Source organism: Arthrobacter humicola (genome assembly GCF_039531445.1).
GTDB classification, from domain to species: Bacteria; Actinomycetota; Actinomycetes; order Actinomycetales; family Micrococcaceae; genus Arthrobacter; species Arthrobacter humicola.
This window is the reverse complement of the sequence record NZ_BAAAQB010000025.1, coordinates 308,825-322,636: the sequence shown is the minus strand read 5'-3', so window position 1 is coordinate 322,636 and position 13,812 is coordinate 308,825. Positions and strand designations below refer to the sequence as shown.

Here is a 13,812-nt window from a genome sequence, read left to right as displayed (position 1 = left end):
TCAGTCCTTGTGTCCGGGGTGTTCGGCTAGTTCTGGATGGTCTCAGAGGGTGAGGCGGTCTTGCGGGCGGACGTCATGAGTTTCATGAGGCTCTCCTGGCTTGCTTCGTCCTTGTTCAGCACGCCGGTGATGGCGCCTTCGAAAATCGTGTAGATCCGGTCCGAGAGGCCCAGCAGTTCGGGCAGTTCCGAGGAAATGACGATCACGGCCTTGCCCTGGTTGGCCAGGTTCTGGATGATGCCGTAGATCTCGTACTTGGCGCCGACGTCGATCCCGCGGGTGGGCTCGTCCAGGATCAGCACGTCCGGGTCGGTGAACATCCACTTGGCCAGCACGACTTTCTGCTGGTTGCCGCCGGAGAGCTTCGCGACGCCTTCCTCGACGGAGGGCGTCTTGGTCCGCAGCGACTTCCGGTACTCCTCGGCAACCATGTACTCCTTGTTGGTGTCCACCACGAAGTGCTTGCTGATCTTGCGCAGGTTCGCCGAGACCGTGGTGGCCTTAATGTCGTCCAGCAGGTTCAGGCCCAGGGACTTGCGGTCCTCCGTGACGTAGCCCAGCCCGGCGTCGATCGCCTGGCGGACGTTCTTGAGCTGCAGTTCCTTGCCATCCTTATAGACGTGGCCCGAGATGAAGCGGCCGTAGGAACGCCCGAACACGGACCGGGCCAGCTCGGTGCGTCCGGCGCCCATGAGGCCGGCGAACCCGACGATCTCGCCGCGGCGGACGAAGAAGCTGGAGTTCTTGCAGACCAGGCGGTCCTGGATCTGAGGGTGCCCGACGTTCCAGTTCTTCACTTCGAAGAGGACGTCGCCGATCTTCGGCTCGTGGTCCGGGAACCTGGATTCCAGGGTCCGGCCCACCATGCCCTTGATGATGCGGTCCTCGTCGACGCCGTCGGCCTTGACGTTCAGGGTCTCGATCGACTTGCCGTCGCGGATGATCGTGATCTCATCCGCGATCTGTTCGATCTCGTTGAGCTTGTGGGAAATGATGATCGAGGTGATGCCGCGGCCCTTCAGGCCGAGCATGAGATCCAGCAGGTGCTGGGAGTCGGACTCGTTCAGCGCGGCCGTGGGCTCGTCCAGGATCAGGAGCTTGACCGACTTGTTCAGGGCCTTGGCAATCTCGACCAGTTGCTGCTTGCCGACGCCGATCTCCTTGATGGGGGTGTCCGGGTCTTCCCGCAGCCCCACCCGGGCCAGCAGTTCGATGGACCGCTTCCGGGCCTCGGTCCAGTCGATCACGCCGCGCTTGGTCGGTTCGTTGCCGAGGAAGATGTTCTCCATGATCGACAGTTCCGGGATCAGCGCGAGTTCCTGGTGGATGATCACGATTCCGGCGTGCTCGCTGGCGCGGATGTCCTTGAACTCCTGGACTTCGTTCTGGTAAACGATGTCCCCGGTGTAGGTGCCGTACGGGTAAACCCCGGACAGGACCTTCATCAGGGTGGACTTGCCGGCGCCGTTTTCACCGCAGATGGCGTGGATCTCGCCGGCCTTCACCCGCAGGCTCACATCGGCCAAAGCTTTAACGCCGGGGAATTCCTTGGTGATGGAACGCATCTCGAGGATTAGCGGATCACTGTGCGTGTTGAGGGACGTCATCTGCCCTTACGCCTCCAATGCATGACTTCGTTGTCCGCCCCTGCAAACCGCAGGGCCGTCTGATGGAAAAGTAAACTGGATCACAGGCCTTGTCGTCAAGTCTTTAACGCAACGGCCCGATAACGAATGGTTAGTTCCGCCGGATTCCGGCGTGCTGGAACACCAAAGCCGTGGCCCCGAGAGCCTCCGCCCGGTCGCCCAGGGATGACATCGTGAGGGTAGTGGTCTCCCCGATGACCGGCACCGCGTGGCGGATCAGGCCGCGCCGGATCGGATCCAGGAGGAGCTCGCCGAGCCCTGCCAGCGGACCGCCCACCACAATGACTTCCGGGTTGATCAGGTTCGCCACGTTGCCCAGGGCGCGTCCGACGGCGAGACCGGCGTCGTCCACCACACGGAGTGTCGCGGAGTCCCGTTCCAGGGCTTTCCGGACGATGTCCCCGGGCGTGAGGGGCCGATCCTCGCCACGGCTCAGGAGTTCGATCATGGTGGTGGTGGAGGCGATGGTTTCCAGGCATCCCCGGTTCCCGCAACGGCAGATCAGCCCATGTTCGTGGATGGTGGCGTGGCCGATTTCGCCAGTGATCCCCACGTTGCCGTAGTACGGGACGCCGTTGAGGATCAGACCCGCGCCGATGCCCGAACCGATCTTGAGGAACATCAGGTTGCTGACGCCGCTGTGCGGCCCCCAAGTGACCTCGGACAGGGCGCCCAGATTGGCGTCGTTGTCCACGAAAACGGGCAGGTCAAGGGCTTCCTCGAGGCGTTTGAGGATGTTGATGCCCACCCATTCGGGCAGAATCGCGCCCTGCGCCACGGTGCCGGTGCGCCGGTCGATCGGGCCGGGAATTCCGACGCCGGCACCCACCAGGGCGCTGCGTTCCACGCCGCTGCTGGCGAGCAGCCGGTCCAGTACACCGACGGCGGCCTGGATGCCCTCCTCCGCGTGGTGGCCCAAGGGAAGCAGGACCGATTCCTCGGCGATCACGTGATAACTGAGCGAAGCCAGGACCACGCGCAAGTGGCGGCGGCCAAAGTCGATCCCGACGGCGACGGCACCGTTGCTGTTGAGCCGTACGTTCAATGCCCGTCGCCCGGAGCTGGTGATCGGCTCGGTCGAGGCCAGTCCGGCGTCCTGCATGATCTTGACGATGTTAGAAACAGTCGCAGTGGAAAGGCCGGTCTGGCGGGCCAGTTCCGCCTGGGTGGAAGGACCGGCGAGGAGGCATTCGATGATCCGCTGCTGGTTCAGATGCCGGAGCGCGGACTGCGATCCCGGGTTCTTGGTTCGGCTCCTCGTTGAGCGCGTTGGTGAGGGCATGCTATGAAGCGTGACGCATCCGCGGCTTGTAGTCAAGAAGTTAACGCATTGATAACGGTGCCGCAGGATTCCGGCGGCGCGAGCGGCCCTTAGCGCTTCCACGCTCCGCTGCCGGGACGTTCTGCCCTGCCCGCCGGACGGCCGGGCGGAAATGCACCACTGCAGGCAGTGTGGGCCGAAGCTACGCTGGGACAAGAGAGTCCGCAGCGGTCCTGCGGAGGTGCCCGGAAAATCTTGAGGTGGTAATGGTGCTGCTGGCCCTGATGCAGGCGAACTCCGCCGTGCTGGACATAACGGCGAACTGCGCCGCGGTGGATGACGCGGCGCGCACGGCGGCGGCCGCGGGGGCGCAATTGCTGCTGACCCCCGAGCTCTTCCCCGTGGGCTACGCGCCGGGCCGGCTGCGCACGGACTTCGACCCCGCCACGCTGCCTGCGCTCCGGGAGGCCTTGGCGGGGATCGCCCGGCGCCATAACATCGCCCTGGTCTACAGCCTGCCCGCCGTGACGCCAGCAGGAGAGTGGCACATCTCAGCGACTCTAGTCGACGAGTCAGGAGACGAACTGCTCAGCTACGGGAAAGTGCACTTGTTCGGCCCCGATGAGCGGGCTGCGTTTGCGTCGGCCGCCGCGGCCCCCGGCGTCGTGGAGTTCCACGGGCTCAAAACGTCGCTGGTTATTTGCTACGACATCGAATTTCCCGAGTCCGCACGGGCCGCCGCCGTGCGCGGTGCCGAACTGCTCCTGGTGCCGACGGCCCTCGCCGGCGGGTTCGACGCCGTGCCGAAGGTGCTGGTCAGGGCCCGGGCCCTGGAGAACCAGCTCACGGTCGCCTATGCCAACCACACCGGCGTGGAGGGCAGCTATGACTTCCACGGCGGCAGCATCGTGGCGGGTCCGGACGGAGCCGTCCTGGCCGAGGCCGGCCCCGGGGCGGAACTGCTGTTTGCCGAGCTTGGTGAACCCAGTAACGCCGCCGCGGACCCTGCCGAAGGGGCCGGCAGCGCAGACAGGGCGGACGATCCGGAGGCCGCCGTGGCGTATCTGCGCGACCGCCGCCCGGACATCTACCGTTCCTGGGACGTCTGACCGGCAGGCGTCCGGCCACGGGTCTGGGCGGCGGGGGAGCCAGCAGCCGGCGCAACGACGTCGGACGCGGCCGGCACCGCCGAGCCAGCCGGGGCGCCGGGCAGCTCCAGGACGCCTAGGTACTGGAACGCTATCCACAGCTCCGCGCGGGCCTGCGCCTGATTGAGGTCAAGTCCCAGCAGATCGGTGATGATGCCGATCTGCCGGCGGACGCTGTTGCGGTGCAGGCCCGTGGCCTTTGCCGTGGCGTCCCAGCTGCCGTTCTCGCCCAGCCAGGCCCGCAGGATGCCGAGCAGGTTGTCGCGGCGTTCCGGCTCAAGCGCGAGCACGGGTGCCAGCAGGCGCCCCGCCAGCTGGGCCCCGGCCTCGGCGCCCAGCAGGCCCGTCACGGACCACGTAACGTCGTCCTCCCGGGCGCTCCGGCGGCTCGTGAGCACACGGTTCCGCAGCGAGGAGGCGCGCTGGTAGGCCTCCGCCAGGCCGGCGAATTCGGTGCTGCTGCCGATCACCAGGCTCCACCCGAGCCGTTCGACCTCGGCGAGCAGGGCGTCGTCGACCTTCAGGCGCGTTATGGCGGCAAAGCCGTAGTCGGTGAGCTCCACCAGTTTGGTGTCGAACAGCCTGCGCCACTCGAGCAGCTCCCGGACCGGGCCCTCGCCCGTGCGGCGCGGCGCGTCCGCCGTCCTGCCGCTGCCGGCGGCGGTGTCCAGCCGGAGGCCCTGAATGACGCGCAGCTGACCGGACCGGGTGGAGGAAATGCTTTGTGCCAGCAGGTCCTTCAACCCGGTGACGTGCCGTGCCGTTCCTGACGCCACGCTTTCCGGATGCAGGAGCAGCGCCGTGGCCAGCTGGCTGGGGGCCAGGGAACCGCTGGTGCGCTGGCGGACCAGCAGTTCCAGCAGGCCGACGGCGGTGGAGACAACACTGTTCTGCGCCGGGGTCAGCGCGGCGTCCGTGCCGATGACGAGAGCGCCGAGGTTGGCGTCCCGGGTGCTGCGCAGCGGATGCCCGAAGACCAGCGACGAGCCGGCGGCGTCGAACGAATCCATCTCCACCCGGGGACCGCTGCCGGCGAGCAGCCGGGTCAGCAGCGGCTGCAAGGCGGCTGAATCAACGCCCGGGGCGGCCGGGCCGCGGGCACGCACCCGGCCGTCGGCGCCGACCAGCACGGCCCAGACCGGGACGCGCTGCACGAGGGCGGCGAGGAGTTCATGTTCGGGGCGCGCAGACAGGACCGCGCGCATCAACTGCCGGTTGGTGTCCGCCAGTTGGCGGAAGGTCTTGGCGTTGTCCGATTCGAGAAGCCGGGAGAACTCGAGCCCAAGGGCGGCGAACGGGAGGTTCCCCGGGATGGACACCAGCGTCAGCTCCTGCCGCCGGCAGGCCTGGACCACGGTATCCGGCACGGCATCGAAGTAGGGTTCCAGGCCAAATCCGAGGGCACCGACCCGGGCCTCAACCAGCCGCCGCACATAAGCATCCACCGCATCCTGGCTGCCGCCGTCGCCTACGAACGGCAGGCCGGCGGTGAGCAGGAACTCGCCGTCGAGCAGGTAGGGGGTCGGGTCGTCCAGCTCACTCGGCTCAACCCAGCGCAGCCGCCCCTCTCCGTTGCCGCCGTCGTGCAGCACCTTCAGCGCCGGAAGCTGGCCCAGGAACTGCGCCAGAGTGACGAAGCCGAGCCGCTCGGAGCCTTCAGCAGCCACGGCCGTGGAACCTGGTCTGGCCGCCCGGACGCCGGGCCCACCACCGGGTCGGCAGTGCATTAAGTCTCATGACTGAAGACTATAGGTCATTTTGCACACCCGTGAGAGGTGGCTCACAAGCCTAGGGTGGGTCAGGGGAAACCGACCACTACTGAAGATAAGGACGTCAACGATGACTGTGCCAACTCTGATCGGGGAACGCCCGCCGGCTGCCGCCGGCCGTCCCGGGCTCGCCGCCCAGCTCCTGCGCCGCAAGCCGATCGGGCAGCTGGTCAGCGAGGCCGAGACCGGGCACGGCGGCACGCGGCTGGTCCGCAGTTTCGGGGTACTGCAGCTGACCATGATCAGCGTCGGCGCCACGCTCGGCACCGGCATCCTGGTCATCCTGGGCGAATCCGTGCCGCTCGCCGGACCGGCCATCTGGATCTCCTTCGCCATCGCCGGATTCGCCGCGCTGCTCTCGGCCGTGTCCTACGCGGAGATGGCCGGCCTGGTGCCTGCCGCCGGGTCCAGCTACTCCTACACCTACGCGACCATGGGCGAGGGCATGGCCTGGATCTGCGGCTGGTGCCTGGTTCTGGAATACGCCGTCTCCGTGGCCGCCGTCGCGGTCGGTGCCGGCCAGTACGTCAACGAGGCCCTGGCGGTCTTCGGCCTCACGCTTCCGGACGCGATGTCGCAGCCGCCGGGAGCCGGCGGGGTGCTGAATGTCCCCGCAATCATCATTGTGGTGCTGGCCATGGTGCTGCTGGTCCGCGGTGCCAAGGAAAGCGCCTGGATCAACACCGCGATTGTCCTGATCAAGGTCGGCATCCTGCTGTTCTTCTGCGCCGTGGCGTTCACCGCGTTCAACGGCGGACACTTTGAACCCCTCATGCCGATGGGCGCCGCCGGGGTCTCGGCCGCGGCCTCACGGGTCTTCTTCTCCTACATCGGCTTCGACGCCGCCTCCACGGCCGGCGAGGAAGCCCGCAACCCCAAGCGCGACCTCCCGCGGGCCATCCTGCTCTCCATGCTGATCGTCACCAGCATCTACGTGCTCGTCTCCGTCGCCGCCATCGGCGCCCGACCCTGGGGCTGGTTCGACGGCACCGAAGCCGCCCTCGTGAAGATCCTCGAGGAAATCACCGGTCAGCCGTGGGTCGGCGTCGTGTTCGCCGTCGGTGCCGTGCTTGCCATCGCCAGCATCGTGCTGACCGTCCTCTACGGGCAGACCCGGATCCTGCTGTCCATGTCCCGCGACGGCCTCGTCCCCAAAGTCTTCGGCCGCGTCTCGCCCCGGACCGGCACGCCGGTTGCCGGAACCCTGATCGTAGGCACCGCCGTCGCGCTGACCGCCGGCCTCGTGCCGCTGGGCGCCCTCGCGGACGCCACCAGCATCGGCACCCTGTTCGCCTTCGCGCTGGTCAACGTGGCCGTCCTCTACCTGCGCCGCAACCGCCCGGAGCTCAAGCGCAGCTTCCGCGTCCCGCTCTTTCCGCTGACCCCGATTCTCGGCGCCCTCATGTGCGCCTACCTCATGGCCAACCTCGGCGCCGAGACCTGGGCGGTCTTCGGTGTCTGGATGCTCGTGGGCCTTGCCGCCTACTTCGGCTACGGCCGCAAGAACTCCAGGGTGGCGGCCCTGGGGCACGAGGAATACCGTGAACTATCAAGCCGCCAACCCGCCAACACCACCACAACCGAGGAACTGAAGGCAGAGATCTCATGACCACCGCCACCGAACTGCCGGCTACCACTCCGGCTTCCACCCCGGCCGAGGCGCCCATCACCATGCTGAACCCGGATTTCCCGTTCAGCTACGACCACTATCTGGCCCACCCGGACGGCCTGGGGTCCGTGCCGCCGGAACTGTACGGGACGGAGGTCGCCGTCGTCGGTGCCGGCCTGTCCGGGCTCGTGACCGCCTATGAGCTCATGAAGCTGGGCCTGCGGCCGGTGGTCTATGAGGCCGATCAGATCGGCGGCCGGCTGAGGACCGCCAGCTTCCCGTCCGCGCCGGGCATCGTGGCGGACCTCGGCGGCATGCGGTTCCCGGTCTCCGGGAAGGCTTTCTACCACTACGTGGACCTGCTCGGGCTGGACACCCAGGAGTTCCCCAATCCGCTGGCGCCGGCGACCTCCAGCACGGTGATCGAGCTCGCGGGCCAGAAGTACTACGCCGAGACCGCGGCGGACCTGCCCCCGTTCTTCCTGGAGGTCGCGGACGCGTGGAAGGCGGCCGTGAACGACGGCGCCCGGTTCGCCGAGATGCAGGAGGCCATCCGGGCCCGGGACACGGCCCGGATCAAGGAACTGTGGAACGCGCTGCTGCCGGAGCTGGACGAGCAGACGTTCTACGGTTTCATCGCCGGCAGCGACTCCTTCAAGCAGGCCGGCTTCGCCCACCGCGAGGCGTTCGGGCAGGTGGGCTTCGGCACCGGCGGCTGGGACACCGACTTCCCCAACTCCATCCTCGAAATCCTCCGGGTCGTCTACACCGACGCCGACGACCAGCACCGGCTCATCGCCGGCGGCGCGCAGCGGCTCCCCGAGGCGCTGTGGGAGCACGCGCCGTCGGGCATGGCGCACTGGCCGGACGGCACCTCCCTGGCGTCGCTGCATGCGGGTGCCCCGCGCGGCGCCGTGGAGCGCATCGCCCGCGACGGCAGCGGCGACTTCCGGATCCGCGAACGCTGGGGACGCGAATCCGCCTACCCGGCGGTGGTGACCACGTGCCAGTCCTGGCTGCTGTCGACGCGGATCCACACGGACGAAACCCTGTTTCCCGCCGAGCTGTGGACGGCGATCGAACGCTCGCACTACATGCAGTCCTCCAAGACCTTCGTCATGGTGGACCGGCCGTTCTGGAAGGACATCGATCCGGAGACCGGCCGCGAGGTCCTGTCGATGACGCTGACCGACCGGCTGAACCGGGCCACGTACCTGCTGGACAACGGCCCGGACCAGCCCGCCGTGATCCTGCTGTCCTACACGTGGAACGACGACGCGCTGAAGTGGCTCTCACTCGACGCGGACCAGCGGGCGGAGCTCATGCTGCACTCGCTGGAGCAGATCTACCCGGGCGTCGACATCGCCAGCCACATCGTGGGACAGCCGATCACGGTCTCGTGGGAGGCCGACCCTAACTTCATGGGCGCTTTCAAGGCCAACCTGCCGGGGCACTACCGCTACCAGCAGCGGCTCTTCACCCACTTCAAGCAGGACGGGCTGCCCGCCGAACAGCGCGGGATCTTCCTCGCCGGCGACGACGTCTCCTTCACCGCCGGCTGGGCCGAGGGTGCTGTCACCACCGGCCTCAACGCGGTCTGGGGCGTGGTCAACCACCTCGGCGGCCGGACACCGGCCGGGAACCCGGGTCCGGGCGAGCTCCTGCCCGAGCTGGGCCCGATCGCCCTCGACTAAGCAGCTCTGTGGACTAAGCGGCGCCTGGACGCAGCAGCCCCGCGGCTCAGGCGCTGTGGAGTTCGCGGTGCGCCCGCGCCAGCTCCTGGTAGTGCGCGGCATTGCGCTGGACGCCCGCGAACTCCTCGTCGCTGAGCTCGCGCCGGACTTTCGCGGGCACCCCGGCGACGAGCGAGCGCGGCGGGATGACCGTACCCTCCAGCACCACGGCACCGGCAGCAACAAGCGAGCCGGTGCCGATCACGGCCCCGTTGAGGATGGTGGCGCTCATACCGATCAGGCAATCGTCCTCGACGGTGCAGCCGTGCACCACGGCGCTGTGGCCGACGCTGACCCGGGCCCCGACGGTGCAGGGGAACCCGGGATCGGCGTGCAGCACCACGTTGTCCTGCAGGTTGCTGCCGGCCCCCACCGTGATGGCGGCGGTGTCGGCGCGGACGGACACGCCGTAGAAGGCGCTCGAGTTCTCAGCCAGCGTGGCGTTGCCGATCACCGAGGCCGTGGGCGCGATGAAAGCGGAGTCATGGACGGCCGGGGTCGTGCCGGCGAATGCGTAGAGGGGAGCCATGCCTCCAGCCTAGGACACCTGCCCACCCCGTTGCCCTATCACTTATGGCTGCTCTGAGCGCTCAGAGCAGCCATAAGCGATAGGGCAACGGGGGTTTGGGTCAGCCGGGGGAGCGGAGGACCGTAAACCCGCCGTCGCCGCTGCCACCTTTGCTGTCACTTGCGGCTTCTCCGCCCCTGTCGCTTGCGCCGTCGCTTCCCCCGTCGCTTGCGTCGCCTTCGCTGCGCGGGGCGGGGGACGGGAGGACGACGGCGATCGGCGCGCCGGGTTCGGCCACCCGCCCGAGTTCGCGGACGACGTCGTCCCACTGGTCCGGCGGCAGGCCCGCCAGGGCGTCCACCGCCCAGACCGAGGAGAACGCGGCGTCGGCGAACGGCAGCGATTCCGGGCCCGACACGGACGCCTCCAGCCCGTGCGCCCGTGCGGCATGGATATTTTCTTCGGACGGGTCGACGCCGGTGAAATGGATGCCGGACTGCACAAAGTGCAGCCCGTCGGTGCCCGAGCCGCAGTCGAGCCCCAGCACCGCGTGCCGCCCCTCTGACTTGAGCAGGGCCACGAATGATTCGAGCCGGTCCTTCCGGATGGAGTCCATGGCTCTAGTCAAGGACCGGAATCAGTTAAAGACAACCGTCCGGTTGCCGTCGAGCAGGACGCGGTGCTCGGCATGCCACTGCACGGCCTGGGCCAGGGTGCGGCCCTCCACGTCGCGGCCCATCTGGACGAACTGCTCGGCGGTGCGCCGGTGGTCCACGCGGATGACTTCCTGCTCGATGATCGGTCCCTCATCCAGGGCTGCCGTGACGTAGTGTGCCGTGGCCCCGATGAGCTTTACGCCGCGGGCGTGCGCCTGGTGGTAGGGCTTGGCACCCTTGAAAGAGGGCAGGAATGAGTGGTGGATGTTGATCGCCTTGCCCGTGAGTTCGCTGCAAAGCTCGTCGGAGATGATCTGCATGTACCGGGCCAGGACGGTGAGCTCGATGTCGTGCTCCTTCATCAGGAGACGAAGGGCGTCCTCGGCCTGGACCTTGGTGTCCGGCGTGACGGGGATGTAGTGGAACGGGATGCCGTAGAACTCCGCCAGGCCCTCAAGGTCCCGGTGGTTGGAGACAATGGCCGGAATGTCGATCGGCAGGGTGCCGGAGCGCTGCAGGAACAGCAGGTCGTTCAGGCAGTGGGCCGAGGTGCTGGCCATCAGCAGGGTGCGGACCTTCCGGCCGGCCGGGTTCAGGCTCCACTGCATGCCGAAAGCCTGGGCCACGGGCTCCAGTGCCGCCTGCAGCTCGGCCCGCTCGGCGGCCGTCGTCGCCTCCACCCGCATGAAGAAGGTGCCCGTGCCGTGGCTGCCGTACTGCTGGGAGTCCGTAATATTGCAGCCCGCCACGAGGAGGGCTCCGGCGACGGCGTGCACGATGCCGGGCCGGTCAGGGCAGGACAGAGTCAGGATGTAGGAAGCAGTCAGGTTCTCGTCAGTCACGAAGAACAGCCTACCCGCGCTTCAGGGGCAGTTTTGTAAGCGTTTTGGTAGTGTTAACCCGTCGCAACTGGCGTTGGATGGCTAACCATCAGGGAGCGGCACTCACGAAGACCACGGATCGTACGCCTGGGCCGAGGGTCATGTCTTACCGGTTGGCAGCTTCACCGCTGCCAGGCCGTTGACGGCGCCCATTCAGGGTGCCAATCGCCGACGTCGCGTCCCGCTGTCCAGGGGTCCGTCATCAAGGGGCGGTGCAACGGGCCAGCCGGTAGCCTGACCATTAGCCGTACCCGTTGCCTACCAGGAGTTCCTCGTGACTACTACTACCGCCACCTCAGCCGCCGTGAGCAACCAGCCGCTGGCCGAACTCGACCCGGAAATCGCCGCCGTTCTGGCCCAGGAGCTTGGCCGCCAGCGCGGCACCCTGGAAATGATCGCCTCCGAGAACTTCGCCCCGCGCGCCGTGATGGAAGCCCAGGGTTCCGTCCTGACCAACAAGTACGCCGAGGGCTACCCGGGACGCCGCTATTACGGCGGCTGTGAATACGTCGACGTCGCCGAGCAGCTGGCGATCGACCGCGTCAAGGAGCTCTTCGGCGCCGAATACGCCAACGTCCAGCCGCACTCGGGTGCGCAGGCCAACGCCGCCGCGCTCGCCGCCATGATCACCCCCGGTGACAAGATCCTGGGCCTCTCCCTGGCCCACGGCGGTCACCTCACCCACGGCATGAAGCTGAACTTCTCCGGCAAGCTCTACGAGGTTGCCGCCTACCAGGTCGAGGAAGACAACTTCCGGATCGACATGGACAAGCTGCGCGAGCAGGCCATCGCCGAAAAGCCCCAGGTCATCATCGCCGGCTGGTCCGCCTACCCGCGGCACCTTGATTTCGCCGCGTTCCGCTCGATCGCCGACGAGGTCGGCGCCCTGCTCTGGACCGATATGGCGCACTTCGCCGGCCTCGTGGCCGCCGGGCTGCACCCGAGCCCGGTCCCGCACTCGGACGTCGTCACCTCCACCGTGCACAAGACCCTCGCCGGCCCGCGCTCCGGCGTCATCCTGGCCAAGCAGGAATGGGCCAAGAAGCTCAACTCCGCCGTGTTCCCCGGCCAGCAGGGCGGCCCGCTCATGCACGTGATCGCCGCGAAGGCAGTGGCCTTCAAGATCGCCGGTACCGAGGAATTCAAGGAACGCCAGGAGCGCGTCCTCGAAGGCGCCAAGATCATCGCCGAACGCCTCGGCCAGGCCGATGTCGCCGACGCCGGCGTCTCGGTCCTGACCGGCGGCACCGACGTGCACCTGGTCCTGGTGGACCTGCGCAACTCCCAGCTGGACGGCCAGCAGGCCGAGGACCTCCTGCACTCCGTGGGCATCACCGTCAACCGCAACGCCGTGCCGTTCGACCCCCGCCCGCCGATGGTCACCTCCGGTCTGCGCATCGGCACCCCGGCCCTGGCCACCCGCGGCTTTGGCGCCGAGGAATTCACCGAGGTCGCCGACATCATCGCCACGGCGCTGAAGTCCGGCGCGGCCACGGATATCGAGGCCCTGCAGGCCCGCGTGGACAAGCTGGCCGCCGATTTCCCGCTCTACCCCCAGCACGAGCAGTGGTAATCGATGACTTCTGCAAAAATGGCTGAAACCGCCCAGATCCTTGACGGCAAGGCTACCGCCGCTGCCATCAAGGCTGAGCTGAAAGAACGCGTGGCCGCACTCAAAGCCATGGGCGTCACCCCCGGACTGGGCACCATCCTGGTCGGCTCCGATCCCGGCAGCACTTGGTATGTCGGCGGCAAGCACAAGGACTGCGCCGAGGTGGGCATCACGTCCATCCGCCGCGACCTGCCCGAGGAAACCACGCAGGATGAACTCCTGGCCGTGGTCCGCGAGCTCAACGAGAACCCGGAGTGCACCGGTTACATCGTCCAGCTGCCGCTGCCCAAGCACATCGACCAGGACGTCATCCTGGAGGCCATGGACCCTGAGAAGGACGCCGACGGCCTGCACCCGATGAACCTGGGCCGGCTCGTGGCCAACGTCAGCGGACCCATGAAGTCCCCGTTGCCCTGCACGCCCAAGGGCTGCGTGGAACTGCTGACCCGGCACGGCATCAGCCTCAACGGCAAGCGCGTCCTCGTGGTGGGCCGCGGCGTCACCATCGGCCGCCCGGTGGGACTCCTGCTGACCCGCAAGGACGTCAACGCCACGGTCATCCTGGCCCACACGGGCACGGTGGACCTGCCGGCCGAACTCCGCCAGGCCGACGTCGTGATTGCCGCCGCCGGCCAGCCGCACATGATCAAGGCCGGGGACCTTAAGCCCGGGGCGATCGTGCTCGACGTCGGCGTCAGCCGCGTGGACGACGGCACCGGCAAGGCCGTGGTCACGGGAGACGTTGACCCCGCCGCGGCCGACGTCGCCGCCTGGCTCTCGCCGAACCCGGGGGGAGTGGGGCCCATGACCCGCGCCATGCTCCTGGCCAACGTGGTGGAAACCGCCGAGCGCCAACTGGCATCGAAAAGCCACACCGGGCTCGCCTAGGAATCCGAGCTGATGACAGGGCACCTGCTTCCCGCGAAGCAGGTGCCCTGTGGCTTTAAGAGCGGGGGCTTGAATCGGGCGGAACGCCGCACCTGCCCGCC

Annotated in this window: 11 protein-coding genes; 5 read left to right on the top strand and 6 right to left on the bottom strand. The window is 67.8% G+C overall.

Going from position 1 to position 13,812, the window contains the following annotated elements:
• Nucleotides 1-26: 26 nt before the first annotated feature.
• Together mmsA and ABD243_RS08660 are read right to left on the bottom strand one after the other, a co-directional pair.
• Nucleotides 27-1,607, bottom strand: coding sequence for a multiple monosaccharide ABC transporter ATP-binding protein (gene mmsA, locus ABD243_RS08665; RefSeq protein ID WP_116765958.1), 1,581 nt, complete (start codon nt 1,605-1,607; stop codon nt 27-29).
• A 130-nt stretch (nt 1,608-1,737) separates the two neighbouring features.
• Nucleotides 1,738-2,928, bottom strand: a complete 1,191-nt coding sequence (locus ABD243_RS08660; RefSeq protein ID WP_116765959.1) for an ROK family transcriptional regulator — start codon at nt 2,926-2,928, stop codon at nt 1,738-1,740.
• A gap of 245 nt (nt 2,929-3,173) precedes the next feature.
• Between ABD243_RS08660 and ABD243_RS08655 the strand changes: the two genes are divergently transcribed.
• Nucleotides 3,174-4,016, top strand: coding sequence for a nitrilase-related carbon-nitrogen hydrolase (locus ABD243_RS08655; protein ID WP_344364415.1), 843 nt, complete (start codon nt 3,174-3,176; stop codon nt 4,014-4,016).
• On the opposite strand, the gene ABD243_RS08650 is transcribed toward ABD243_RS08655, so the two are convergent.
• Entirely contained in the window at nt 3,995-5,782 is a 1,788-nt protein-coding gene (locus tag ABD243_RS08650; RefSeq protein ID WP_425547159.1) for a PucR family transcriptional regulator, read from the bottom strand. The two genes, ABD243_RS08655 and ABD243_RS08650, sit on opposite strands and share 22 nt — an antisense overlap.
• A 112-nt stretch (nt 5,783-5,894) precedes the next feature.
• Here ABD243_RS08650 and ABD243_RS08645 point away from each other — a divergent pair, with 112 nt between their 5' ends.
• Both ABD243_RS08645 and ABD243_RS08640 read left to right on the top strand, forming a co-directional pair.
• Complete coding sequence (locus ABD243_RS08645) at nt 5,895-7,433, top strand: amino acid permease (RefSeq protein WP_344364306.1); 1,539 nt, start codon at nt 5,895-5,897, stop codon at nt 7,431-7,433.
• On the top strand, nt 7,430-9,127 hold the full coding sequence (locus tag ABD243_RS08640) for a flavin monoamine oxidase family protein (protein WP_344364303.1): 1,698 nt from the start codon (nt 7,430-7,432) through the stop codon (nt 9,125-9,127). Before ABD243_RS08645 ends, ABD243_RS08640 begins: the two co-directional genes overlap by 4 nt.
• Before the next feature lie 46 nt (nt 9,128-9,173).
• On the opposite strand, the gene ABD243_RS08635 is transcribed toward ABD243_RS08640, so the two are convergent.
• The 3 genes from ABD243_RS08635 to purU all read right to left on the bottom strand — a co-directional run bounded on the left by ABD243_RS08635 (nt 9,174) and on the right by purU (nt 11,172).
• A complete protein-coding gene (locus ABD243_RS08635) occupies nt 9,174-9,695 on the bottom strand; it encodes a gamma carbonic anhydrase family protein (protein ID WP_116765962.1) in 522 nt (173 codons plus the stop codon).
• Nucleotides 9,696-9,795: 100 nt separating this feature from the next.
• Nucleotides 9,796-10,290, bottom strand: coding sequence for a class I SAM-dependent methyltransferase (locus tag ABD243_RS08630; protein WP_344364300.1), 495 nt, complete (start codon nt 10,288-10,290; stop codon nt 9,796-9,798).
• A gap of 21 nt (nt 10,291-10,311) precedes the next feature.
• Nucleotides 10,312-11,172, bottom strand: coding sequence for a formyltetrahydrofolate deformylase (gene purU / locus ABD243_RS08625; protein WP_091250903.1), 861 nt, complete (start codon nt 11,170-11,172; stop codon nt 10,312-10,314).
• 313 nt (nt 11,173-11,485) lie between these two features.
• On the opposite strand from purU, the gene glyA reads away from it, so the two are divergent.
• A complete protein-coding gene (gene glyA, locus ABD243_RS08620) occupies nt 11,486-12,784 on the top strand; it encodes a serine hydroxymethyltransferase (RefSeq protein WP_091250902.1) in 1,299 nt (432 codons plus the stop codon).
• Nucleotides 12,785-12,802: 18 nt separating this feature from the next.
• Nucleotides 12,803-13,711, top strand: a complete 909-nt coding sequence (locus tag ABD243_RS08615) for a bifunctional methylenetetrahydrofolate dehydrogenase/methenyltetrahydrofolate cyclohydrolase (protein WP_344364296.1) — start codon at nt 12,803-12,805, stop codon at nt 13,709-13,711.
• Nucleotides 13,712-13,812: the final 101 nt, after the last annotated feature.